At 67.4% G+C, this 24,103-nt stretch carries 21 protein-coding genes and 1 riboswitch; of the genes, 8 read left to right on the top strand and 13 right to left on the bottom strand.

All coding sequences use genetic code 11. The features are described from left to right. Nucleotides 1-179 precede the first annotated feature (179 nt). Nucleotides 180-2,027: a patatin-like phospholipase family protein gene (locus QZ853_RS05230; RefSeq protein WP_295571229.1), complete on the bottom strand. Its 1,848-nt coding sequence runs from the start codon at nucleotides 2,025-2,027 to the stop codon at nucleotides 180-182. A gap of 140 nt (nucleotides 2,028-2,167) precedes the next feature. Then, nucleotides 2,168-2,397: riboswitch (cobalamin riboswitch) on the top strand. A 172-nt stretch (nucleotides 2,398-2,569) separates the two neighbouring features. Between QZ853_RS05230 and QZ853_RS05235 the strand changes: the two genes are divergently transcribed. Both QZ853_RS05235 and pncA read left to right on the top strand, forming a co-directional pair. Continuing rightward, nucleotides 2,570-3,241 carry an epoxyqueuosine reductase QueH gene (locus tag QZ853_RS05235; RefSeq protein WP_295571230.1) on the top strand — a complete coding sequence of 224 codons (672 nt, stop codon included), beginning with the start codon at nucleotides 2,570-2,572 and terminating at the stop codon, nucleotides 3,239-3,241. A gap of 56 nt (nucleotides 3,242-3,297) precedes the next feature. Further along, nucleotides 3,298-3,924, top strand: coding sequence for a bifunctional nicotinamidase/pyrazinamidase (pncA, locus tag QZ853_RS05240; RefSeq protein WP_295571231.1), 627 nt, complete (start codon nucleotides 3,298-3,300; stop codon nucleotides 3,922-3,924). A 13-nt stretch (nucleotides 3,925-3,937) separates the two neighbouring features. Here the strand turns inward: pncA and QZ853_RS05245 are convergent, their stop codons facing one another. Both QZ853_RS05245 and purU read right to left on the bottom strand, forming a co-directional pair. After that, nucleotides 3,938-4,909 carry a glutathione S-transferase family protein gene (locus QZ853_RS05245; protein WP_295571232.1) on the bottom strand — a complete coding sequence of 324 codons (972 nt, stop codon included), beginning with the start codon at nucleotides 4,907-4,909 and terminating at the stop codon, nucleotides 3,938-3,940. 84 nt (nucleotides 4,910-4,993) lie between these two features. Beyond that, on the bottom strand, nucleotides 4,994-5,845 hold the full coding sequence (purU, locus tag QZ853_RS05250) for a formyltetrahydrofolate deformylase (protein ID WP_295571233.1): 852 nt from the start codon (nucleotides 5,843-5,845) through the stop codon (nucleotides 4,994-4,996). Nucleotides 5,846-5,959: 114 nt separating this feature from the next. Here purU and QZ853_RS05255 point away from each other — a divergent pair, with 114 nt between their 5' ends. Next, nucleotides 5,960-6,871, top strand: coding sequence for a LysR family transcriptional regulator (locus QZ853_RS05255; RefSeq protein ID WP_295571234.1), 912 nt, complete (start codon nucleotides 5,960-5,962; stop codon nucleotides 6,869-6,871). A gap of 3 nt (nucleotides 6,872-6,874) precedes the next feature. Here the strand turns inward: QZ853_RS05255 and QZ853_RS05260 are convergent, their stop codons facing one another. From QZ853_RS05260 to QZ853_RS05270, 3 genes are all read right to left on the bottom strand, one after another. Then, nucleotides 6,875-7,975, bottom strand: a complete 1,101-nt coding sequence (locus QZ853_RS05260; protein WP_295571235.1) for an NADH:flavin oxidoreductase/NADH oxidase — start codon at nucleotides 7,973-7,975, stop codon at nucleotides 6,875-6,877. Nucleotides 7,976-8,161: 186 nt separating this feature from the next. Continuing rightward, nucleotides 8,162-8,968 (bottom strand): NAD-dependent protein deacetylase, encoded by an 807-nt coding sequence (locus tag QZ853_RS05265; RefSeq protein WP_295571474.1) that lies wholly within the window; start codon nucleotides 8,966-8,968, stop codon nucleotides 8,162-8,164. Nucleotides 8,969-9,023: 55 nt separating this feature from the next. After that, the gene (locus tag QZ853_RS05270; RefSeq protein ID WP_005407672.1) at nucleotides 9,024-9,425 is read right to left on the bottom strand and encodes an acyl-CoA thioesterase; all 402 of its coding nucleotides are present in this window, start codon (nucleotides 9,423-9,425) and stop codon (nucleotides 9,024-9,026) included. A 90-nt stretch (nucleotides 9,426-9,515) separates the two neighbouring features. On the opposite strand from QZ853_RS05270, the gene QZ853_RS05275 reads away from it, so the two are divergent. Further along, nucleotides 9,516-10,151 (top strand): LysE family translocator, encoded by a 636-nt coding sequence (locus tag QZ853_RS05275; RefSeq protein ID WP_295571236.1) that lies wholly within the window; start codon nucleotides 9,516-9,518, stop codon nucleotides 10,149-10,151. 74 nt (nucleotides 10,152-10,225) lie between these two features. Here QZ853_RS05275 and QZ853_RS05280 read toward each other — a convergent pair whose 3' ends face one another. After that, complete coding sequence (locus QZ853_RS05280) at nucleotides 10,226-11,245, bottom strand: ribonucleotide-diphosphate reductase subunit beta (RefSeq protein WP_049429771.1); 1,020 nt, start codon at nucleotides 11,243-11,245, stop codon at nucleotides 10,226-10,228. Nucleotides 11,246-11,375: 130 nt separating this feature from the next. Then, complete coding sequence (locus QZ853_RS05285; protein WP_295571237.1) at nucleotides 11,376-13,778, bottom strand: ribonucleoside-diphosphate reductase subunit alpha; 2,403 nt, start codon at nucleotides 13,776-13,778, stop codon at nucleotides 11,376-11,378. A 528-nt stretch (nucleotides 13,779-14,306) separates the two neighbouring features. On the opposite strand from QZ853_RS05285, the gene QZ853_RS05290 reads away from it, so the two are divergent. Continuing rightward, nucleotides 14,307-15,143, top strand: coding sequence for a DUF2884 family protein (locus tag QZ853_RS05290; RefSeq protein ID WP_295571238.1), 837 nt, complete (start codon nucleotides 14,307-14,309; stop codon nucleotides 15,141-15,143). Between the two features lie 101 nt (nucleotides 15,144-15,244). On the opposite strand, the gene zapE is transcribed toward QZ853_RS05290, so the two are convergent. After that, nucleotides 15,245-16,345 (bottom strand): cell division protein ZapE, encoded by a 1,101-nt coding sequence (zapE, locus tag QZ853_RS05295; RefSeq protein WP_295571239.1) that lies wholly within the window; start codon nucleotides 16,343-16,345, stop codon nucleotides 15,245-15,247. Next, entirely contained in the window at nucleotides 16,342-17,013 is a 672-nt protein-coding gene (locus QZ853_RS05300; protein ID WP_295571240.1) for a CocE/NonD family hydrolase, read from the bottom strand. The genes zapE and QZ853_RS05300 overlap by 4 nt, the downstream gene beginning before the upstream one ends. A 43-nt stretch (nucleotides 17,014-17,056) precedes the next feature. Between QZ853_RS05300 and QZ853_RS05305 the strand changes: the two genes are divergently transcribed. Continuing rightward, nucleotides 17,057-17,914, top strand: a complete 858-nt coding sequence (locus QZ853_RS05305; RefSeq protein WP_295571241.1) for an EamA/RhaT family transporter — start codon at nucleotides 17,057-17,059, stop codon at nucleotides 17,912-17,914. A gap of 318 nt (nucleotides 17,915-18,232) precedes the next feature. On the opposite strand, the gene QZ853_RS05310 is transcribed toward QZ853_RS05305, so the two are convergent. The 3 genes from QZ853_RS05310 to QZ853_RS05320 form a co-directional block, all read right to left on the bottom strand. Beyond that, complete coding sequence (locus tag QZ853_RS05310) at nucleotides 18,233-19,678, bottom strand: ExeM/NucH family extracellular endonuclease (protein ID WP_295571242.1); 1,446 nt, start codon at nucleotides 19,676-19,678, stop codon at nucleotides 18,233-18,235. A gap of 135 nt (nucleotides 19,679-19,813) precedes the next feature. Further along, the gene (locus QZ853_RS05315; protein WP_286070616.1) at nucleotides 19,814-20,332 is read right to left on the bottom strand and encodes a c-type cytochrome; all 519 of its coding nucleotides are present in this window, start codon (nucleotides 20,330-20,332) and stop codon (nucleotides 19,814-19,816) included. A gap of 204 nt (nucleotides 20,333-20,536) precedes the next feature. After that, the gene (locus QZ853_RS05320) at nucleotides 20,537-21,145 is read right to left on the bottom strand and encodes a TetR/AcrR family transcriptional regulator (protein ID WP_286070615.1); all 609 of its coding nucleotides are present in this window, start codon (nucleotides 21,143-21,145) and stop codon (nucleotides 20,537-20,539) included. 159 nt (nucleotides 21,146-21,304) lie between these two features. On the opposite strand from QZ853_RS05320, the gene QZ853_RS05325 reads away from it, so the two are divergent. Both QZ853_RS05325 and QZ853_RS05330 read left to right on the top strand, forming a co-directional pair. Continuing rightward, entirely contained in the window at nucleotides 21,305-22,468 is a 1,164-nt protein-coding gene (locus QZ853_RS05325; protein ID WP_295571243.1) for an isovaleryl-CoA dehydrogenase, read from the top strand. Nucleotides 22,469-22,478: 10 nt separating this feature from the next. Then, on the top strand, nucleotides 22,479-24,089 hold the full coding sequence (locus QZ853_RS05330) for a carboxyl transferase domain-containing protein (RefSeq protein WP_295571244.1): 1,611 nt from the start codon (nucleotides 22,479-22,481) through the stop codon (nucleotides 24,087-24,089). The last annotated feature ends 14 nt before the right edge of the window (nucleotides 24,090-24,103 follow it).

The raw sequence follows: 24,103 nt of genomic DNA on the forward strand, positions 1-24,103 counted from the left end.
TAGACCCGTCCTTGGGGGCTCGGCCGCGGCATCCATGCCGCGGACACCCCCGCCACCGGACCCACCCCGCCTTCGACAGATCTCCGCGAGCTGTCGAAACGGCATCCTTTGCTGCTGTGGGTAGGTGTCGACCTTGGTCGACACGCTTGATCCACGCCACGCGTGGATCTGCTACCCGGTCAGTAGATCGGCGTGACCTTCATCTGCGGCAGCGGGCGCGGTGCGCCGTCGGTGAGGTCAGGGCCGAGGTCCTCCCAGCTGCGACCCTGCTCGACCATCAAGCCCCATAGCTGCTGCGAGGCCAGTCGCTTGTCTTCCGAGCTCAGCTTGTACGAGGGCGGAGACGGTTCACCGCGCGCAACCATCGCGTACGCCGAGCGATAGGCCAGCACCTGCTGCGCCGGGTCGTCCGTTCGTGCCACTTCCAGCGTGTAACGCTGATAGGCCGACGCCAGGTTGCGCCAGCGGATCCAGTAGTGGTTCTCGAACGAGAACGAACAGAAGCGCGCACCAGCCAGGCTGCCCTTGTCAGCGATGCGGGTGAGCACCTCCTGTGGCATGTCCAGATTCATGCCACCTTCGTCGCCCTGCAGGCTGACGTGCACGATGCGGTCGCGATAGCCCGGCGCGCGTGCCTGCAGCAGATCGCGCCAGTTCTGCATGGTCGCCACCACCGCGAACAGGAAGCGCCCCAGCTCGGCGGCTGCCAGCGGTGTGGTGATCGACTGGTAGGTGCGCTGCCAGCCGTGGCGGTTCTCCGTGGGCAGGAACACCGCGTGTTCCAGCGACTGGCGGCCACCGCTGCCCTGGTTCACCGCTTCGGCGTGCTGCGGGTAGACCAGGTTGATGGCGAAGGTCGGCCAGCGCGGCAGGGCGGCATCGAACAGATGGATCGGGAAGTTGCTGCTGATGCCTCCATCGGAGAACCAGCAGATGCGGAACGCGGTGATTACCGGGCCGCAGGTCTGCCCGGCGCTGGTCAGCCCTTCCATGCTGTCGGCTACGTTGTGCTCGGGGTCGGCTGCAGGTGCGGTGGGTTCGCAGCGGCGCTCGCGGCGCGAGGGCTCGTGCAGTGGCACCGCGCTGATCAGCAGCGGGAAGCTCAGGCTCATGCGCGTGGCCACCAGCACCGGCAGCTGCGGGCCCGGCGGCAGGTGGTAGTACTGCCGCCCTTCCACCTCCAGCGGCGGCCCGGCCTGTGTCACCAGCCACTGCACCACGCTGGCCGGGAACAGCTGCTCGAATTCCTCGCGCAGGAACCAGAACTGCGCGCCGCCCAGCGGCAGCGTACGCGGCTCGTTGTGCGACACGCAGGTGGTGATCATCTGCAGGCTGATCGCATGCGGGCTGTCCGGCTCGCCGGCATAGCGCGGCGCGTCGTGCAGGTCGGCGAAGGTCAGCGGTGCATCCAGCGGCTTGCCAGACAACTGCTGCAGGCATTCGTGCAGCCACTCGGTCAGTGCCGGCGTACGTGCATCGCGGCCAAGTCCACTGCACAGGCCCAGCAGGTTACGTCGCGCCACCCGCGCCACACGCAGCGCGGCACCGGCCACACCCGCACCATACGCACACAGCAGCGACGGCAGCAGCGTGGCCGCCACGCCGCTCCAACCACCGCCCCACCAGCCCAGGCCGAGCAGCAGCGCCAGCGACACCAGCACTTCCAGCGGCGCGATCTCGAACACGGCAACGGCCAGGCACAGCAATTTGTGCGGCAGGCTGGCATTGCCGGTCAGCACCACCAGCAGCCGATAGGCCGCGCGTGCGCCGCGTGCGGGCTGGAACAGGCTGTAGATGAAGCCGCGCCGCGACAGCTGCGCCGATACCGCCGACAACCCACCATAGCCGGCATCGCCAGGCAGATGTTCGCCGGCCTGCTGGCGGCGATCACCACACGCTGCCGCAGCCGCCACCGCCGCAGCGATGGCGCCGGCCGAAGTGCCGCCGATGCTCTTGAACCGATACTCGCGCGCCAGCGCCAGTACCGCATTGGGGTACACGATGCCGCTGGTGATGCCGCCTTTCATGACCAGATCGCAGTACTTCGCCGCCACGAGCCACCTCCCGTCTGTCGATGCACAGTATGGCAAGAGGGGCTCTCACAGCCTGAGAAACGAGCCACAGCTCGGCATGGCAATTGACCCTTGACCATGGCCGCCAACAGGTCCACTTTGCACACGCCGAAGGTATCCCTCCCGTCGCTCCGGCGCGGGGAGGGATTTAAACGGGAATCCGGTGAAGGCGCCTCGCGCGCCCATTCCGGAGCTGCCCCGCAGCGGTGAATGGAAACGAATCCTGCCAACAGCACTGGGCTCGCGCCTGGGAAGCGGCAGGGAGTAGGTGGGCTTCGGCCCGTGTCCATCAGCCCGAATACCGGCCCCGGCCGGGGGACACGACCGTCCCCTGATTCGACCTGGACTCTCCGCGGGGAGGGTGCCGGGGCCGCCGTTGTCCTGCGCGTGCAGGCGGCGCGGCCGCGCGCGTCCTTTTCACGGTATCCGGCCAGACCCGTTTTCCCGCCCGATGCATGGGTCGCCGCCGTTGCCGGCGGTCCATGCGGTACCTGACGATGACCGAGCTCCAACGCCCTACCCTGACCCTGCCCGCCGACGGCAAGCGCCTGCTGCTGCATTCGTGCTGTGCGCCTTGCTCCGGCGAGGTGATGGAGGCGATCACCGCCTCCGGGATCGACTACGCGATCTTCTTCTACAACCCCAACATCCACCCGGTGAAGGAATACGAGCTGCGCAAGCAGGAGAACATCCGCTTCGCCGAACAGCACGGCATCCCGTTCATCGACTGCGACTACGACACCGACAACTGGTTCAGCCGTGCGCGCGGCATGGAAAACGAGCCCGAGCGCGGCATCCGCTGCACGATGTGCTTCGACATGCGTTTCGAGCGCACCGCACTGTATGCGCACGAACATGGCTACGACACCATCAGTTCGTCGCTGGGCATCTCGCGCTGGAAGAACATGGCGCAGATCAACGACTGCGGCATCCGTGCTGCCTCGCGCTACGACGGCCTGCAGTACTGGGACTACAACTGGCGCAAGGGCGGCGGTGCCAGCCGCATGATCGAGATCAGCAAGCGCGAGCAGTTCTACCAGCAGGAATACTGCGGCTGCGTGTACTCGCTGCGCGATGCCAACCGCCATCGCCGCGAGAACGGCCGGGAGCGGATCAAGATCGGCCTGCTGTACTACGGGCAGGACGCTGGGACGCCGCAGGGCGATTGACCTGTGCCGCCGGGGCGGCCACGCTGGTCGCCCCTTTGCGTTGTAGTGGACCTGCCATGACCGCCCTGCCCGCCGATGTCGCCCTGCTGGTGATCGACCTGCAGCCGGACTTCATGCCCGGTGGCGCGCTGGCCTGCGACCAGGGCGATGCGCTGGTGGCGCCGATTGCCGAACTGTTAGCGCAGCGCCGCTACCGTACGGTGGTGGCCACCCAAGACTGGCACCCCGCCGACCACGCCTCGTTCGCCAGCCAGCACCCCGGCAAGCGCGCGTTCGAGACCCTCCTGCTGCACGCGCAGCCACAGACCCTGTGGCCCGACCATTGCGTGCAGGGCAGCGATGGCGCCGCGCTGCACCCGGGCGTGGACTGGACCGTGGCCGATCTGATCCTGCGCAAGGGCACGCGCCAACAGGTGGATTCGTACAGCGCTTTCCGCGAGAACCACGGCCCCGACGGCGAGCGTCCGGCCACCGGCCTGGCCGGCTGGCTGCACGAACGCCGCATCCGCGAAGTGCACCTATGCGGGCTGGCCCGCGACTACTGCGTGCTGTGGAGCGCGCAGGACGCGGTGAAGTCGGGCTTCCGGGTGAAGTTCCTGTGGGAGCTGACCCGGCCGGTGACCGAGGCCAACGACGCGATGGTGCGTGAGGCGCTGGGCAAGGCGGGGATTGCGATCCTTTGATCCATTGACGGCTTCACAGCTGCGCGGACGGCAGGTCCCTCAGCCATGCCGGCCCCCGCGCGACGATGCCGGACGGGTTCAACTGGCGATGGCTCTGGTAATAGTGGTGGGTGATGTGGTGGGCATCCACCGTGCGGGCGACCGCAGGCATCGCCAGCATCCGCTGCAGCAGCCCGTTCAGACCGGGGTAACTGGCGATCTGCCGCACATTGCATTTGAAATGGCCGTGGTACACCGCATCGAACCTCAGCAATGTGGTGAACAGGCGGATATCGGCTTCGGTCATTCGACCACCCACCAGCCACGGCGACTGCTGAAGCCGCGCATCAAGCATATCCAACGTTTCGAACAGCGGCTCCACGGCCTCGTCGTAGGCCTGCTGGGTGCTGGCGAAGCCTGCCTTGTAGACGCCATTGTTGACCGCTTCGTAGACGCGCGCGTTGATCGCATCGATGTCCGCACGCAGGGCCGCAGGGTAGTAATCACCGGGCAAAGCGCCACACCCGTCAAAGGCCTCATTGAACATGCGCAGGATATCGGCCGATTCATTGCTGACGATGCTCCGCTGCTCGCGGTCCCACAGCACCGGCACGGTCACCTTGCCGGTCATGCCCGGCTTCGCGGCGGTGTACAGGTGATGCAGGTATTCCGCCTGCAGTTCCGGGTCGGGTATCACGCCGCGCCCTGGCCGGAACGTCCAGCCCTGGTCACCCATGTGCCAGTGCACCACCGACACGGGCAGCAATGATTCCAGGCCCTTGAGCGCGCGCATGATCAGGGCACGGTGGGCCCAGGGGCAGGCCAGGCTGACGTACAGGCGGTAGCGCCCGGATGCGGCCGCATGCCCTGGCTGGCCCTGCGGACCGGGCCCACCATCGGCTGTGAGCCAGTGGCGGAACGTGGATTCCTCGCGGTGGAACTGTCCATCCTCGCCGGCGGCACCTGCGGTGCCGACCTGCCAGACGCCATCAACGAGCTGGCCCATGCGGGTGCTCCCTCTGCTGCAGGACAGATACCGTAGCGCGCGGAGCCGCAAAGCCCGGTGAGAACTGCGTGGAGGCGAGGCCCCTCAGCGGAACACCACCGTGCGATGCCCGTTGAGCAGGATGCGGTGCTCTACATGGCGGCGCACCGCACGCGCCAGCACCTGCGACTCGGTATCGCTGCCCAGCCGCACCAGCTCGCGCGGTGCCATCGCGTGGTCCACGCGGGCCACGTCCTGTTCGATGATCGGGCCCTCGTCCAGATCTTCGGTGACGTAGTGCGCGGTGGCGCCGATGATCTTGACCCCGCGCGCGTGCGCCTGGTGGTACGGCTGCGCGCCCTTGAAGCTGGGCAGGAAGCTGTGATGGATGTTGATCGCGCGGCCGGCCAGGGCGCGGCACAGCGTGGGCGACAGAATCTGCATGTAACGCGCCAGCACCACCAGGTCGATGCGCTCGCGCTCGACCAGGTCGATGATCTGCTGTTCCTGCACCGCGCGCGTTTCCGCGTTCACCGGCAGGTGGTGGAATGGCACCTGGTAGGACGCGGCCAGCGGCGCGAAATCGACGTGGTTGGAGGCCACCGCGGCGATATCCACCTTCAGCTGGCCGCTGTGGGCGCGGAACAGCAGATCGTTGAGGCAGTGCCCCTGCTTGCTGACCAGCACCAGCAGGCGTGCGCGGCGGCGGCCGTCGTGCAGCTGCCAGTCCATGCCGAAGCCGGCCGCCAAGCCAGCCATCGCCGCGTGAACGGTGTCCAGTGGCAGCCCGGCGTCGCGGTCGAAATGCACGCGCAGGAAGAAGCGGCCGCTTTCCTCGTCACCGAACTGCTGGGCGTCGAGGATGTTGCAGCCGTGGTCGAACAGCAGGCCGGACACGCGGTAGACGATGCCGGTACGGTCGGGGCAGGACAGGGTGAGGATGGAGTCGGGGCGCATCCCCCGAGTGTAGGGCAGCGCCGCGCCCGCCGGATCGATAATCACCGATGCAACCGAACAGCTTGGTTCAGTCCCAAGCGATACTTGGGTGCACCCGTGGCAAGCTGGTTGGTCATGAACCTGTTGCAACTGATCCGCAGCTTCACCCGCACCGCAGAGACCGGCAGCATTGCCGCCGCGGCCCGCACGCTTGGCATCAGCGCCACCGCCGTCGGCCAGAACATCAGCCGGCTGGAGGCGCATCTGGGCGTACGGCTGCTGAACCGGAGCACGCGCCACCTGGCCCTCAGCGAGGCCGGCGCGCTTTACCTGGCGCAGGTGCGCCACATAGAAGCCGACCTGGCGCGTGCGCAGGCGATGGTCACCGCCGGCGACGTCGAACCGGCCGGGCCGCTGCGCATCGCCAGCAGCAGCGCATTCGGTCGCCACGTGCTGGCGCCGTTGCTGCCCTCGCTGCAGCAACGCTATCCGCAGCTTCAGCTGGAGCTGCGCCTGAGCGACCGCGCCGTGCAACATGGGCCGGAAGCGGTGGATGCCAGCATCCGCATCGGGGCGCAGCTGGAAGATGGCGTGGTCGCACGGCAGCTGGCGCGGGTGCCGTTCGTGTTCTGCGCCTCACCCGCGTACCTGCAGGCCCACGGTACGCCGCAGCAACCCTCTGAGCTTGGCAGCCATCGCGGGTTGCTGCATCGCTTCCCCACCGACGGCCGGCCACTGCGCTGGGGCCTGCTGAAGGACGGCCAGCGCCTGGATGCAGCGCTGCCGCCGAGCATGGTCTGCGATGACATCGATGCGCTGGCGACGCTGGCGGCGGCCGGTGCCGGCATCACTCGATTGGCTGCGTTCGTGGCCGAGCCCTACCTGCGCGACGGCCGCCTGCAGACGGTGTTTGGCGCGGACAGTGCATGGCGCCCGGAACCGATGGAGGTCTATTTCTGCGTCAGCGACCGCCGCGACTTCACCGCCAAGATCCGCGCGCTGTTCGAACACCTGCAGGCCGGCATGGCGCCGGCCTGGCGGGTGTGAGCGTCAGCGCGCGTTGAACACGCCACGCGCGTCGCGCGGCTCGCAGCGCAGGTACTGCGGCGCCGGTACCACGCTCTCGCGCAGTGCAGCTGCGGCGTGCCATGGCCAACGCGGGTCATAGAGGATGCCGCGCGCCAGGGCCACCGCATCGGCGTGGCGATGACGCAGGATCGATTCGGCCTGCTCCGGTTCGGTGATCATGCCCACGGCGATGACCGGCATGCGCACCTTGGCTTTGATCGCTGCCGCGAACGGCACCTGGTAACCCGGGCCCACCGTGATCTTCTGGCGCTCGTCCAGGCCGCCGCTGGAAACGTGCAGGAAGTTGCAGCCACGCGCTTCCATCACCTGCGCCAGCGCCTCGCTCTGCACCAGGTCCCAGCCGCCATCGACCCAGTCGCTGGCGGAAATGCGCACGCCCACCGCGACCTTGTCGGACACCGCCGCACGCACTGCATCGAACACTTCCACCAGCAGGCGCAGGCGGTTCGGCAGCGAGCCGCCGTAGCCATCGGTGCGGCGGTTGCTCAGCGGCGACAGGAACTGGTGCAGCAGGTAGCCGTGCGCGGCGTGCAGTTCGATCAGCTCGAAACCCAGGCGCTCGGCGCGCACCGCGCTGGCGGCGAAGGCGGCGACGACCTCGGCGATGCCGGCTTCGTCCAGTTCCTGCGGCGCCGGATCGGCGGCATGGAACGGCAGCGGCGACGGCGCCACGGTGGGCCAGCCACGGGCATCGTCGGCTGGCAGCTGGCCGCCGCCGTCCCACGGACGGTTCACCGAGGCCTTACGGCCGGCGTGGCCGAGCTGGATGCCCAGCGGCATCGGCGACCAGCGGCGGACGCTGGCCAGCACCTGTGCCAGTGCGGCTTCGGTGCCGTCGTCCCACAGGCCCAGGTCGGCCCAGCTGATGCGGCCGCGCGGTTCGACCGCGGTGGCTTCCAGGATCAGCAGGCCGGCGCCGGACTGCGCCAGGTTGCCCAAGTGCATGGCGTGCCAGTCGCTGGCGCGGCCGTCTTCGGCGGAGTACTGGCACATCGGCGCGATCACGATGCGGTTGGACAGGGTCAGGGGGCCGAACGAAATCGGCGAAAACAGCTGGGTCACGGCGATGCGGGGGACAGGCGGATGGAGGGGGCGTATTGCACCGCCGCACGGCCTGCGAATCAACCGTGTGGATGGATCGCTGTTTCGCGGGGGCGCGTCATCGGTAGAGTCGACTGTCAGTCGACTGCTTTCTGCCATGCGGCTGAACATCCCGCGCTGCGCGCGGGAGTCGACTGACAGTCGACTCTAACGGATCGCGAAACCTGCCAACGCTTCGGCGCAGTCCCGTTCATCCTTGAACTGCAGCAGGTCGTCGGCGCGGGTGCGGCCTCGGTTCAGTGCCGCTACCGGCAACCCTGCCCTGGCCGCGGCCTGCACGAAGCGGAAGCCGGAATACACCATCAGCGAGGAGCCCACCACCAGCACGGCATCGGCCTGCTGCAGGTGGTCATGCACCGCCGCCACCCGCTCGCGCGGCACGTTTTCGCCGAAGAACACCACATCCGGCTTCAGCAGGCCGCCGCAGTCTGGGCAATCGGGCACCACGAACGCGGAGAAGTCGGTCTCCAGGTCGGCGTCGCCATCGGGTGCGATGCCGGCCTCCAGCGCGTCCCAGCCCGGATTGGCATCCAGCAGGCGCTGCTGGAAATCCTCGCGGCCGCTTCGGCGCTCGCAGCCCATGCAGCGCACCAGGTCCAGGCGGCCATGCAGGTCGATCACGTTGTGGCTGCCGGCGCGCTGGTGCAGGCCGTCCACGTTCTGGGTCAGCAGCACCTGCAGCTTGCCGCGCGCTTCCAGTGCCGCCAGCGCCTGGTGGGTGCCGTTGGGACGGGCCAGGCCGAAGCGCGGCCAGCCCAGCAGGCTGCGCGCCCAGTAGCGCTGGCGGGTGGCGGCCTCACCCATGAAGGCCTGGTAGGTCACCGGCGGCGTGCGCTTCCACTGGCCGTCGGCATCGCGGTAATCGGGGATGCCCGAGGCGGTGCTGCAGCCGGCGCCGGTCAGCACGAACAGGCGCTGGGCGCGGTCGATGAAGTCGGTCAGCGGCGGGGTCATGGGTGCCAGATGGGGGCGCATGGGTGCCCTCGCAAGCGCTGGTCAGTTGGCCGGGTCAGGCCGCTGGCAGGGGCGGCACCGCGATCGGGTGGCCTTCCTCGTCCAGCGCGATCATCACGAAGTGGCCGCGGGTACACAGCTTGCGCTCGCCGCTGTGCAGGTCCTCGGCGACCAGCTCCACCTCGACCTTCATCGAGCTGCGGCCGACTTCGACGATGCGGCCGATGGTCTCGACCATCTGGCCGATGCGGATCGGCAGCTTGAAGTCGACCTGGTCGCTGCGCGCGGTCACCACGGTGCGGCGTGAGTAGCGGGCGGCGGCCAGGAAGGCGGCCTTGTCCATCCACGCCAGCGCCTGGCCACCGAACAGGGTGCCAAGGTGGTTGGTGTGATTGGGGAAGACGATTTCGGCCATGCGCACTTCGATGGGCGGCACGGTCTCGGGGATCGGGGTCATGGGAGTGCTTCGGTGTGGGGTCCGGCAATTTTAAGCCAGGCCCCGTGCAGGGGGCGCTACACTGCGCCACGCCCCCTGCCAGGACCGCCCATGCCCGCGACCTCCGATCTGCTGGCCTTCGCCCTCATATCGCTGGGCATGGTGCTCACGCCCGAGCCAAACATGATCTACCTGGTGTCGCGCTCGATCTGCCAGGGCCGCCGCGCCGGCCTGATCTCACTGGGCGGGGTGGCGCTGGGCTTCGTGTTCTACATGCTGTGCGCGGCACTGGGCATCACCGCCCTGCTGATGACCGTGCCGTTCGCCTACGACACGCTACGCATCGGCGGTGCGTTGTACCTGCTGTACCTGGCCTGGCAGGCGCTCAAGCCCGGCGGCCGCTCCCCCTTCGCGGTACGCGACCTGCCGCCGGACGGCCCGCGTCGGCTGTTCGCGATGGGTTTCCTGACCAATCTGCTGAACCCGAAAATTGCGGTGATGTACCTGTCGCTGCTGCCGCAGTTCCTGCACCCGGAGGGGCATGGCAGCGTGCTGATGCAATCGCTGGTGCTGGGCTTCACCCAGATTGCGGTCAGTGTGAGCGTCAACGCGGTGATCGCGGTGATGGCAGGCAGCATCGCCGGTTTCCTGGCCGCGCGCCCGACCTGGCATGCGGTGCAGCGCTGGCTGATGGGCACGGTGCTGGCCGGGCTGGCGGTGCGCATGGCGGTGGAAGGGCGGCGGTAATTGTAGAGTCGACAGAAACAAGAAACCCCGGCGCCGGCCGGGGTTTCTCGTTTCGACAGGCCTGACCGCTTCGATCAGAAGTTCATGTCGAAGGCGACTTCGCCCTGCACGCCGACCTGGTAGGCCGAGACGCGGCGTTCGAAGAAGTTGGTCAGTTCCTGCACGTCCTGCAGTTCCATGAACGGCAGCGGGTTGCGCACGTTGTACTTCTTTTCCATGCCCAGCTTGGCGAAGTGCTGGTCGGCACAGTGCTGCAGGTACTGGCGCATGTCGCGGGTCGAGATGCCGGCCACGCCACCGGACAGCACGTCCTCGGCGAACTGCACTTCGCATTCGATGGCTTCGGCCAGCATGTCGTAGACCTGCTGCTTCATTTCGTCGTCGAACAGGTCCGGCTCTTCCTCGCGAACAACACGCACCGACTCGAACGCGAACTCCATGTGCGCGCTCTCGTCGCGGAACACCCAGTTGGTGCCCGAGGCCAGGCCCGGCAGCAGGCCGCGCGAACGGAAGTAGTACACGTAGGCGAACGCAGCGAAGAAGAACAGGCCTTCGATGCAGGCAGCGAAGCAGATCTGGTTGAGCAGGAACTGGCGGCGCTGTTCGCGGGTCTCGATGCGGGTCAGGCTCTGGATCGAGTCGATCCACTTGAAGCAGAAATCGGCCTTCTTCTTGATCGAGTCGATGTTCTCCACCGCCGAGAACGCCTTGGCGCGCTCTTCCGGATCCGGCAGGTAGTTGTCGAGCAGGGTCAGGTAGAACTGCACGTGCAGCGCTTCTTCATACAGCTGGCGCGACAGGTACATGCGCGCTTCGGGCGCATTCAAGTGCTGGTACAGGTTCAGCACCAGGTTGTTGGACACGATCGAGTCGCCGGTGGCGAAGAACGCGACCAGGCGGTGGATCAGATGACGCTCGCCCGGCGACATTTTGCTGTGCAGGTCGGTGATGTCGATCTGGAAGTTGATCTCTTCCACCGTCCAGGTGTTCTTGATCGCGTTCCGGTACATGTCATAGAACTGCGGGTAGCGCATCGGGCGCAGCGTCAGTTCAAAACCGGGATCGAGCAGCATCTGCTTGGGCTTGTCGGCCATGGGTGTTTCCTTGTCTTCTCGGGTCAAAACGCCGGGCATGGCCCGGCGCTACCTTGGTGTTTCCGTGCGGCAGCCGAGCATGGCTCGGCTCTACAGGTGCGAGGTGCCGGCAAGGCCGGCACGGCGCGTCTTACTGGCAGGCCTCGCAGGCTTCCGGGTTTTCCAGCGAGCAGGCGATGGCTTCGTCCGGGCTGAACACCTTGGCCGGGGCCGCGCTGCTCACCGTGGTCTTGGCGATCTTGGTAGCCGGGCGCGAGCGCAGGTAGTAGGTGGTCTTGATGCCCTGCTTCCAGGCGTACATGTACATGGAGGACATCGCGCCGATGTTCGGGCTTTCCATGAACAGGTTGAGCGAGGCCGACTGGTCGATGAAGGCGCCACGCTCGGCGGCCATGTCGATCAGCGAACGCATCGGCAGTTCCCACGCGGTGCGGTAGACCTCGCGCAGCGTTTCCGGAATCTGCGCCACGCCGGCGATGGAACCTTCGGCCAGCTTGATGGCGTCGCGCATGTCGGCGGTCCACAGGCCCAGCTTCTTCAGCTCGTTCACCAGGTAGCGGTTGACCTGCAGGAAGTCACCGGACAGGGTCTCGCGCTTGAACAGGTTGGACACCTGCGGCTCGACGCACTCGTAGCAGCCGGCGATCGAGGCGATGGTCGCGGTCGGGGCGATCGCGATCATCAGCGAATTGCGCAGGCCGTGTTCCTTGATGCGCTCACGCAGGGCATCCCAGCGCGCGGTGTCTTCCGGCACCACGTTCCAGGCGTCGAACTGCAGTTCGCCGCTGGCGGCACGGGTGTCGTTGAACGACGGGTGCTTGCCGCGTTCCTGGGCCAGCTCGCAGGAGGTTTCCAGCGCGTGGAAGTAGATCGCTTCGGCGATCTTCTTCGACAGCGCGCGGGCTTCGGCGCTGTCGAACGGCAGGCGCTTGCGGAAGAACACGTCCTGCAGGCCCATGCAGCCCAGGCCGACCGGACGCCAGCGCAGGTTGGCACGGCGCGCGGTTTCGATCGGGTAGAAGTTCAGGTCGATGACGCGGTCGAGCTGGCGCACGGCCAGGCGCACGGTCTCGGCCAGCTTCTCGAAGTCGAACTCGTTGTGCTCGTCGAAGTGGTTGCCCAGGTTGATCGAACCCAGGTTGCACACCGCGGTTTCATCGTTGGAGGTGACTTCCAGGATTTCCGTGCACAGGTTGGACAGGTGGATCACGTTACCCGGACGCAGGGTCTGGTTGCTGGCGCGGTTGCACTTGTCCTTGAACGTCATCCAGCCGTTGCCGGTCTCGGCCAGCGTACGCATCATGCGGGCGTACAGCTTGCGGGCAGAGATGGTGCGGTTGGCCTTGCCCTGCGCTTCGGCCTGCAGGTAGGCGGCTTCGAAGGCTTCGCCGAACAGGTCGGTGAACTCCGGCACCACGCGCGGATCGAACAGCGACCATTCCTGGTCGGCTTCGACGCGCTTCATGAACAGGTCCGGCACCCAGTTGGCCAGGTTCAGGTTGTGCGCACGGCGGGCTTCGTCACCGGTGTTGTCACGCAGTTCGAGGAAGTCCTCGATATCGGCGTGCCAGGTTTCCAGGTAGACGCAGGCCGCGCCCTTGCGCTTGCCGCCCTGGTTCACCGCGGCCACGGACGAATCCATGGTCTTCAGCCACGGCACGATGCCGTTGGAATGGCCGTTGGTCGACTTGATGAGGGAACCACGCGAGCGCACGCGGGTGTAGCTGACGCCGATGCCGCCGGAGAACTTCGACAGCTGGGCGATGTCGCCGTACTTGGAATAGATCGACTCCAGCGAGTCCTGCGGCGAATCCAGCAGGAAGCACGAGGACAGCTGTTCGTGGGTGGTGCCGGAGTTGAACAGGGTCGGGCTGGACGGCAGGTAGTCCAGGTTGCCCATGCGCTTGTACAGCGCCAGGGTCTCGGACACGTCCTCGCTCAGCGCGCTGGCGATGCGCAGGAAGAACTGCTGCGGGGTCTCGATCACCTTGCGGGTGTGCGGGTGGCGCAGCAGGTAGCGGTCGTACAGCGTGCGCAGGCCGAAGTAATCGAAGTTCAGGTCCAGCGAGATGTCGATGGCATCGTTGAGCTTGCGTGCATTGGTCTGCACGAAGTTCAGCAGGCGATCGTTGATCAGGCCCACTTCGTGGCCACGGCTGACCGACTGCGAGAAGGCGTAGATTTCCTGGCCCGACACCTCCTTGGCGATGTAGTTGGCCAGCAGGCGCGCCGCGAGGCGGCCGTACTCCGGCTCTTCACCGATCAGCAGGGCGGCGGTGCGGATGGACAGTTCGTCCAGCTCGCGGGTGGTGGCGCCGTTGTACAGGCCGGAAATGGTGCGGGTAGCCACGCGCATCGGATCGACGGCGTGCAGGCCTTCAGAGGAACGCTGCACCGCGCGCACGATCTTGTTCAGGTCCACCAGCTCGGTGGTCCCGTTGCGCTTGGTCACACTCATCGCGTTGGCCGTCGGCGGCGACGTCAACAGGAACTCGCTTTCCTTCTCGATGGTGGCGCTGGATTCGGTGCTCACGGCGTATGTCCTCTTGGCGTGATTGGGGGTGCTCGATGCATCGGGGTAACGCAGCCCGGGACATGACGGCCCAGGATGGCAGGACGGCGTCGCAGGGAATGAGACCCTGCGCCTGCCACTGCCGTCGACGATCGCGGAAGGGTGCTGCTGCGCCCCTGGAATTGGGGTTGCTGCGACCGACGGCCACAAGATAGTGGGGGTAATGGGGGCCGTCAACGCCAAATGTAGTGAAATTCGGCAATCCCTTGCGCCGCAAGGATCGTGCCATCGGCGGCCTGATCAGACGCTCCAGACCCGCCGGAACGGGCTGCGCAGTCAAGCCCGAAACGCATCATCGTGGTGGTACAACGCACCGCGGAAACGGAACAATGACAGCTTCACATGACAGTGATGAAGCTGGCTAGGGACAACCCTGTGGATAGAGGGTGGGCAGCCGGTGGGAATCCGGTGGACGGGTGACTTCCGGCCGGTGACGCCCGCGCGTGGGCAGCGGATGCTGGCCTCTCGCTTGCGGAGACGGATTGTCCGATGCACCTGCGATTGCCCCTGCTGGCCCTGCTGCCTGCCCTGTTCGCCGCTCCCGCGCTGGCCGCTGAGGGGCTGGACCTGCGTTCGGACCAGTGCGGTATCCATACCGACTACGACGTGCTGGTGGACAGCGGTGGCATCTGGCTGCGGCATGGCCCGCAGGCGCCGCATGAAGTGGTGTTCCACGACGGCGAGCTGAGCCTGGACGGCACGATGGTGCCGGTCAGCGCCGCCGACGCCGCCCGCCTGCGGCAGATGGAGGCCGGTGCCCGCCAGTTGATGCCGGCGGCCACCGCGCTGGCCCACGAAGTCTCCGGGGTCACCTTCGATGCGCTGGACGCGGCCTTCGAGGCCATCACCGGCAAGTCCCGCAACCGCCAGATGCGGGCGATGCGCGGCGAGATGCAGGACTGGATCGACGCCAGCCTGGGCCGCGGCTACTGGGAACAGGCGACCTTCGGCGACGGCTTCGACGCGCACATCGAGCAGATGGCCGAGACGATGGCCACGTCGATGACCCGCAGCGTGCTGTGGCAGGTGTTCACCGGCCGTGCCGGCGCCATGGAGCGCCGCACCGATCGCCTTGATGCCGAGGTCGACCGCCGCATGGAAGCGCGCAGCCAGCAGCTGGAAGCCAAGGCCATGGCGCTGTGCCCGCTGGTGCAGTCGCTGGCGGATGCCCACGACGCGCTGGAGCTACGCTACCAGGGTCAGCCGCTGCGGCTGCTGGAGCGCGGCGACAGCGTGCGGGTAAAGCACGGTGATGGCGCGGGCCTGCATGTGTCGGCCGGGCCGGATGAGCGGCCACGTGACAATACCGTGGCCCCCTCCCGATAGCTGCGCCGTGCTGTTGTAGAGCCGAGCCCACGCTCGGCTGCTTTTGCGAGGGCTGCAGGGAGAGCAGCCGAGCATGGGCTCGGCTCTACAGCAAATCACCCTCACGCCCGGTGCGGGGTGCCCAGGTATTCGGCGCTCTGCATTTCGATCAGGCGCGAGGCGGTGCGCTCGAACGCGCCCTGCAGGCGCTGGCCGGTGTACAGCTCGATCGGCGAGGTGCTGGCGGTGCACACCAGGTTGACGTGGCGGTCGTACAGCTCGTCGATCAGGTTGACGAAGCGGCGCGCGGCATCTTCGTTCAGGCGATCGAAGGCGGGAATGCCGCCCAGCAACACCGTGTTGAACTCATGCGCGATCTCGATGTAGTCCGAGGGCCCGCGCGGGCCCTCGCACAGCGCGGCGAAATCGAACCAGGCAATGCTCTTGCCGCGGCCGCGTACCGGAATCTTTCGCCCTTCGATCTCGATGTTGCCGGCCTTGGCCGGTTGGCCGCCGCTCAGCTCATTCCAGCGCGTGGCCAGCCAGTCATCGCTGTCGGCCGCCAATGGCGCGCGATACACCGGCGAGCGCGTCAGCGCGCGCATGCGGTAGTCCTCGGTGCCTTCGGCGTACAGCTCGACGCAGAAGCGCTGCAGCAGGCCGATGGCCGGCAGGAAACTCTCGCGCTGCAGGCCGTTGAGGTACAGGTTCTCCACCGCCGTGTTGGAGGTTGTGACCAGGGTCACGCCCTCGGCGAACAGCCGTTCCAGCAACCGCGCCAGCAGCATGGCATCGCCGATGTCGGTGACGAAGAACTCGTCCAGTACCAGCACGCGCAGGTTGCTGCGCCATTCCTGGGCGATCTTCGCCAGCGGGTCGCTCTGTCCCTGGTGCTCGCGCAGGCGCTCGTGGACGCTGCGCATGAAGCGATGGAAGTGGGTGCGGTACTTCTGCCTGATCGGCAGCCCGTCGTAGAACAGGTCGACCAGGAAGGTCTTGCCGCGGCCGACGCCGCCCCAGAAATACAGGCCCTTGACCGGCTCAGGCTTCTTCCAGAACGAAGACAGGCGATCCAGCCAACCGTCCTCGGCGCTGTCCAGCAGGCCCAGGTGGATGCGGTCCAGTTCGGCCAGCGCCGCGTGCTGGGCCGGGTCGTTCTGCCAATCACCACGGGCAACCCCTTCCGCGTACCGCTGCGAGGGGGTCAACTCGGTTGCGCTCATGCCGCCGCGCCCAGCCAGTGCTTGACGCCGTGGGTCAGCGCACCGCGCAGGTCGATCAGCTTGCGGTGGAAGAAATGACTGGTCTCGGGCATGCGCACCAGCTCATGCGGCAGCGCCAGCGTATCCAGCCACTGGTAGACCGCCTGCGGATCGACGATCTCGTCCTGCTCGCCCTGGATCACCAGCCAGCGCGCCGGCGGTGCAACGCCCTCGAAGTCCCAGCGACCGGCCGGCGGCGCGATCGAGATCAGCGCTTCCGGCTGCAGTTCAGCGGCGGCCTTCAGCGAAACGAAGGCACCGAAGCTGAAACCGGCCAGCCACAGGCGGTCGTCGGGGCGCTGCGCCTGCACCCAGGCGGCCACGGCCTTCAGGTCGTCCTGCTCGCCCACGCCGTGGTCGAATTCACCAGCCGAACCGCCAACGCTGCGGAAGTTGAAGCGCACTGTGGCGATGCCCAGCTCTCGCAGGGTGGTGGCGGTCATGGTGACCACCTTGTTGTGCAGGGTGCCGCCTTCGGTGGACAGCGGATGGCAGACGATGGCCACGATCGGCTGCACCGGTATATCGGCCTTGGGCAGGTCGACGACCACTTCCAGCGGGCCGGCCGGGCCATCCAGTTCGAGGCAGGCGGTTTCGCCGGGGGCGACGGGGAACGAGGGCTTGTGCATGGCACCATGATACCGTCCCCCGCCCCTGCCCTGTGCCCGTCCCATGCTCTACCTGTCCCTGGCCGTGATCTGCAGTGTGCTGGTTTCGGTATTGTTGAAGGTGGCCGGACGCCGCCAGCTCGATGTCGCGCAGATGGTCACCTGGAACTATCTGGTGGCGGCGACGCTCACGGCGGTGGTGCTGCAGCCGCCGCTGGATGCACTGCGCGCGCCGCGCGCGCCGTGGCTGTCATTGCTGGCACTGGCAGTGGTGCTGCCTTCGATCTTCCTGGTGCTGGGCCGCGCGGTGGCAGTGGCCGGCATCGTCCGCAGTGACGTGGCGCAGCGCCTGTCGCTGCTGCTGTCGCTGGCGGCGGCGTTCCTGTTCTTCGGCCAGACTGCCAGCACGTGGAAACTGGTAGGACTCGGCCTGGGCCTGCTGGCGATGGTGGCGATCACCCTGCGCCCGCGTGGCCCGGCGGTGGCCGCCTCGCCCGCCGGATGGGGCTGGCTGCTGGGCGTGTGGGGCGGGTTCGCAGTGGTGGACGTGCTGCTCAAGCAGGTGGCGCTGTCCGGCACGCCGTCGATGGCGGCGCTGCTGGCCAGCTTCAGCGTGGCGTTCGTGCTGATGCTGGCGCTGCAGCTGTGGCGGCACGCCAGCGGCCGCACCCGGCTGGCCTGGCGCAATCTCGGCGCCGGTGCGCTGCTGGGCCTGCTCAACGGCGGCAACATTCTCTTCTACGTGCATGCGCACCAGTCGATGCCGGACAGCCCAGCGACCGTGTTTGCCGGCATGAACATCGGCGTGGTGGTGCTGGGTGCGCTGGTGGGCGTGTTCGCCTTCGGCGAGGCGACCACGAAGTGGAACCGCGCCGGCCTGGCGCTGGCGGTGCTGGCGATCGGGTTGATCGCCTGGGGGTGAGGTATCGGTGGTGCCGGGCCATCCCTGGCAAATTGTTTCCGCAACTCCGGAGAGGTGTCACTTTCTTTGCGCGCAAAGAAAGTAACCAAAGAAACGCTCCGCCAATCGCGAGCCGGTGCTGTGCACCGGTACCCTGCGCTTCTCGGTGAATCAGGGGGCGGCGCCGAACTCGCTACGCTCAGACATCGGCGCCTCTTCGCCCCTGATTCACCTGCGATGCTCGGCTCGCTTGAAGGCGGACTGGAAGATCAAAAGCAACAGCAGGATCAGTGGCGCCCCATGTGTGCGCCACACCCAAGCGGATGCCCAGCCGGTGGGTTATTTGTCGAAGCCCAGCAGCAGCGGGTCGTGGTCGGAACTGCGCCACGGGCCCTGCACGTTGCGGCCCTGGTAGCCGCTGGCATCCTGCTCGTCGGCGTTGCTGTGCCACTCGGCGGCACCGCGCAGGCGCTTGGCCATGCCCGGGCTCAGCAGCGCGTGGTCAAGACGGCCGGTGTAGCCGTTGTAGACATAGCTGTAGGGATGCTCGACCCTGGCGACCTTGAACGCGTCCTGCCAGCCCAGGCAATGCAGAGCGCGGATCGGGTCTTCCATCGCGTAGGCGTTGAAATCACCCAGCAGCACCGCATCCTTGGCGCCGGTCCCGGTCGGATCGGTCTGCAGCCAGGCATGCAGCTGCTGCGCCGAGGTCACGCGGGTGGCATTCCAGCAGCCCTGGTTGTCGTTGTGGTCGGCGTCGGCACCGGCCGCGTCGCGGCAGCCCTTCGACTTGAAGTGGTTGGCCACCACCACGAACGGCGCGCCCTGCTTGCCCTGGAAGGCCTGCGCCAGCGGCACGCGGCTGTGCTCGACGAACGGGCCGCCGGTCAGCGTTGCTGGCGTGCCCAGCGGCTGCAGGCGGCTGCTGCGGTAGATGATGCCGACCCGGATCGGATTCTCGCCGGGGCCGTTGCCGGCATCGACGAAGCGCCAGTCGCCCTGCGCACCACGGTCGCGATTGAGCGCATCGACCAGCTCGGCGATGGCCGACTGCGGGCCGTAGCCATCGTTTTCCAGCTCCATCAGCGCGGCGACGTCGGCGCCCAGCGCGTTGATCGTGGTGACCAGCTTGGCCACCTGGGCCTTGTGCTCGTCCAGGGTGCGCGCACCACGCAGGGTCGGGAAGCCACCGCCCTGGCCGTCGCCGTTGAAGAAGTTCTCCAGGTTGAAGGCGGCCACGTGCAGGCTGCCCGGCACCGTCGGCACCGCCGGGCGCTTCAGCTCCGGCAGCTTCAGCACACCTTCGACCTGCAGGCGCGGGCGCCCCTGCGCGTCCACGTGCACCACACCCTCCACGTTGCGCAGCTGCATGCCGGTGCGCAGCACCGGGGTGCCCGGCAGGTACGGCACGCTGGCCGGGTCACGGGCATCGCTGCCGTCGTCCAGCACCAGGCGGCGACGCTGGTTGTCGGCCATCACCTGCTCGTAGCCGGCAGTGCCCGGCGCGGCCACTTCGGTGGGCTGCCAGAGGCGGCCATCGAAGGCCACGGTGAGCTGGCCGAAACGCTCCAGGCCATCGGTACCGGCGAGGGTAAGCGGTGCGGCGATACGCACGCGCTGGCCGTCCAATGCGCGCCAGTCGGCCGGTGCGGCGGTCAGCACCACGGTGGCGCCGGTGCGCGCGGCAGGCGTTGCCGGGGCCGGTGCGGCCTGCGGCTGGGCCTGGGCGAAGGCGCTGGCCGGCAGCAGCAGGGACAAGGCAAGGGCAAGGGAACGGCGGCGCATCGACAGGCAATTCCAGGGAAGAGGCCGCACAGACTAACCCTGAAATGCGAAATCCCGCTTGCTGGCGGGGGCATATGAGCGATCAGGCCTTGGTGGGCAAAGCCGGGTAGTGCCGGCCGCTGGCCAGCACTACTTCTACTTCAGGTTGCCCAGCATCCAGTCCACGGTGGCGTGGATCTGCTCTTCGGTCAGCGCCGGGTTGCCGCCCTTGGGCGGCATGATGCCGCCGTCAGGGCCGGTATAGCCCTCGATGGCGTGCTTGTAGAGGGTGTCCTTGCCCTGCGCGATGCGCTTGTCCCAGTGCGCGTGGTCCAGCGTTGGTGCCATGCCCACACCCGTGGTGTGGCAGGCAGTACACAGGTTGTCGAAGATGACCTTGCCGTCCTTGGTGCCGCCGTAGGCGACCTGGGAAGCGGCCTTGGCCAGTGCGGCGGCCTTGGCCGCAGCCTGCGCGGCGGCGCCCGTGCTGCCGGCGTACACCGCGCCGGTGGGCGAAATGCGCTGTTCGGTGCGTTTGACCGCGGTCGGCGATACCTCGGGCGGAATCCGGGTGTGGATGTAGGCGGCAAGGAGGATCAGGCCGAGGGTGATGGTCGCCAGCAGCGCGATCACCATGGAGAAGCGTTTCAGGAACTCCAGATCGTAATTCCGCACTCTTCGTTACCCCTGGCTGATAGTCGTTGGACCACGGCTGAGCGACTGCGTGATGGGCCGAGTATAGAACGCGCTTCGCGTGCGACAACAGGCGTCGATGCTGATGCGGCGCAGCATGCCGGGGCTGGGGGTCAGATTCCTTTTGCCGTGCAAAAGGGATCCGACCCCGGCAACAGTAGCCGGCCAGCGGCCGGCTCGACCGGATTACCGGGCGCCGATCGCGCGCAGGCAGAAGCTGCAGATCGCGTCGACCAGCGCGTCCTCGTCGCGGTGCGCTTCACGGCTGGGTGCGGTGGGGCCGACCATCGCCTCGGTAAAGGCACCGACCAGGCAGGCGGCGGCGACGTGCGCGTCCTGCGCCGGCAGCTCACCAGCCGCCACGCCCTCTTCCACCAGGCGCAGGAACACATCGCCGAACGCGCGACGACCGCGCATGCGCTCGGCCTCCACGTCCGGGTCGACCGGTTCAACGATGAAGGCATGGGCCAGCCCCGGCCCGGCCAGCGCGCGGCGGACGAAGGCGGTGATCGCCAGCCGCAACCGCTCGCTGGCGACCTCCGGGCCGCTGGCGATGCGCTCCATGATCGCCACTTCGTGGGCCACGGCGGCGTTGAGCACTTCCACGAACAGCTCGGCCTTGGACGGGAAGTGGCGGTAGATCAGGCCGGTGGACACCCCCGCCTGGGTCGCCACCGCGGTCACCGGGGCGTTGCGCCAGCCGCCGGCGGCGACCAGCTCACGGGTGGCCAGCAGAATCCGTTCCCGGGCCCCGGCCAGTCGTTCTTCCATCAGTGCAGAGCGTTTGTAGGCCATGTTTTGATTCTATTTTCAATTTTTGAATTTGTATTCACTTCTTTCCCGAACCCCGCTACGCTGGGGCCATCGCCCGTGTGGGTGGCGGTCCTGGAAACCGTCGCCCACTCCCCCGCCGGGTGCGTCCATTCCCTGCAGTCCCGCCGTGGAGCCACCGCAATGCACGTGCCATCCCTGAACTTCGATCTCGGTGAGGAGATCGACCTGCTGCGCCAGAGCGTGGCCCATTTTGCCGCCGCCGAGGTCGCACCGCTGGCCGCCGAGGCCGATGCCACCAACCAGTTCCCGCTGACCCTGTGGCCCAAGCTGGGCGAACAGGGCCTGCTCGGCCTCACCGTGGAGGAAGCATACGGCGGTACCGGCATGGGCTACCTGGCCCACGTGGTGGCGATGGAAGAAATCTCGCGCGCCTCCGGTGGCATCGGCCTGTCCTATGGCGCGCATTCCAACCTGTGCGTGAACCAGCTGCGCAAGAACGGCAACGAGGAACAGAAGCAGCGCTTCCTGCCCGACCTGTGCAGCGGCGCCAAGGTCGGTGCGCTGGCGATGAGCGAACCGGGCGCCGGTTCGGACGTGGTGTCGATGAAGCTGCGCGCGGACAAGCGCGGCGACCGCTATGTGCTCAATGGCAACAAGATGTGGATCACCAACGGCCCGGATGCTGACGTACTGGTGGTCTATGCAAAGACCGACGTGGACGCCGGCGCCAAGGGCATCACCGCCTTCCTGGTCGAGAAGGGCATGAAGGGCTTCTCCACCGCGCAGAAGCTGGACAAGCTGGGCATGCGTTCCTCGCCCACCTGCGAGCTGGTGTTCCAGGATTGCGAAGTGCCGGAAGAAAACGTGCTGGGCCAGGTCGGCGGTGGCGTGCGGGTGCTGATGTCCGGCCTGGACTATGAGCGCGTGGTGCTGTCCGGCGGCCCGCTGGGCCTGATGGCGGCGGCGATGGATGTGGTGATGCCTTACGTGCACGAGCGCCACCAGTTCGGCGAGGCGATCGGCAGCTTCCAGCTGATCCAGGCCAAGATCGCCGACATGTACGTCGGCCTGGGCGCCTGCCGCGCCTATGTCTATGCCGTGGCGCGCGCCTGCGACCAGGGCCGCACCACCCGCCAGGACGCCGCCGGTGCCATCCTGTACGCCGCCGAGAAGGCCACCTGGCTGACCGGCCAGGCGATCCAGATCCTGGGCGGCAACGGCTACATCAACGAATACCCGACCGGCCGCTTGTGGCGCGATGCCAAGCTGTATGAAATCGGCGCCGGCACCTCGGAGATCCGCCGCATGCTGATCGGCCGCGAACTGTTCCAGCGCACCCTGTAAGGCCACCGCGATGACCGTCCTGAACAGCCAGCTGCAACCGGGCAGCGAAACCTTTGAAGCCAACCACGCGGCGATGCAGGCCGTGGTCGACGACCTGCACGCCACCCTTGCCCACACCGCGCTGGGCGGCAACGAGGCGGCACGCGCCAAGCACACCGCGCGCGGCAAGCTGCTGGTGCGCGACCGCATCGACGCCCTGCTCGACCCCGGCAGCGCCTTCCTGGAAATCGCGCCGCTGGCCGCGCATGGCATGTACGACGACGCCGTGCCTGCCGCCGGCGTGGTGGCCGGCATCGGCCGGGTCAGTGGCGTGGAATGCGTGATCGTGGCCAACGACGCCACGGTCAAGGGCGGCACCTACTACCCGATGACGGTGAAGAAGCACCTGCGCGCGCAGGAGATCGCCGAGCAGAACCACCTGCCGTGCATCTACCTGGTCGATTCCGGTGGCGCCTTCCTGCCACTGCAGGATGAAGTCTTCCCCGACCGCGACCATTTCGGCCGCATTTTCTACAACCAGGCCAACCTCTCCGCGCAGGGCATTCCGCAGATCGCCTGCGTGATGGGCAGCTGCACCGCCGGCGGCGCCTATGTGCCGGCGATGAGCGACGAGACGGTAATCGTGCGCGAACAGGGCACGATCTTCCTCGGCGGGCCGCCGCTGGTGAAGGCGGCGACCGGTGAAGTGGTGACCGCCGAGGAACTGGGCGGCGCCGACGTGCACACGCGCATTTCCGGCGTGGCCGACCACATGGCCGACAATGACCTGCAGGCACTGGCACGGGTCCGCGCGATCATCGCGCAACTCAACTGGCGCAAGCCGGAGCCAGCGATGGCGGTGCAGGTGCCCGAAGAACCGCTGCTGCCGGCGCATGAACTGTACGGCGTGATCCCGGCCGATACGCGCAAGCCCTACGACGTGCGCGAAGTGATCGCGCGCCTGGTCGATGGCTCGCGCTTCGATGAGTTCAAGCCGCGCTATGGCGCGACGCTGGTTACCGGCTTCGCCCATCTGAACGGCTACCCGATCGGCATCATCGCCAACAACGGCATCCTGTTCTCCGAGTCGGCACTGAAGGGCGCGCACTTCATCGAGCTGTGCACCCAGCGCAACATCCCGCTGGTGTTCCTGCAGAACATCACCGGCTTCATGGTCGGCCGCAAGTACGAACAGGGCGGCATCGCCAAGGACGGTGCCAAGCTGGTGATGGCGGTGGCCTGCGCCAAGGTGCCCAAGTTCACCGTGGTCATCGGCGGTTCGTTCGGTGCCGGCAACTACGGCATGTGCGGCCGCGCGTACTCGCCGAACTTCCTGTGGATGTGGCCGAACGCGCGCATCGGCGTGATGGGCGGCGAGCAGGCCGCCAGCGTGCTGGCCACGGTCAAGCGCGATGGCATCGAAGCCAAGGGCGGGCAGTGGCCGGCGGCAGAGGAAGATGCGTTCAAGGCGCCGATCCGCGAGCAGTTCGAACAACAGGGCCATCCCTACTACGCCAGCGCGCGCCTGTGGGACGACGGCGTGATCGACCCGGCCGACACCCGCCGGGTGCTGGCGCTCGCGCTGTCGGCCAGCCTCAACGCCGCCCCGCAGCAGACGCGCTTCGGCGTGTTCCGCATGTAACCCGTGCCATGACC

This window comes from uncultured Stenotrophomonas sp. (assembly GCF_913778665.1).
Classification (GTDB): domain Bacteria; phylum Pseudomonadota; class Gammaproteobacteria; order Xanthomonadales; family Xanthomonadaceae; genus Stenotrophomonas.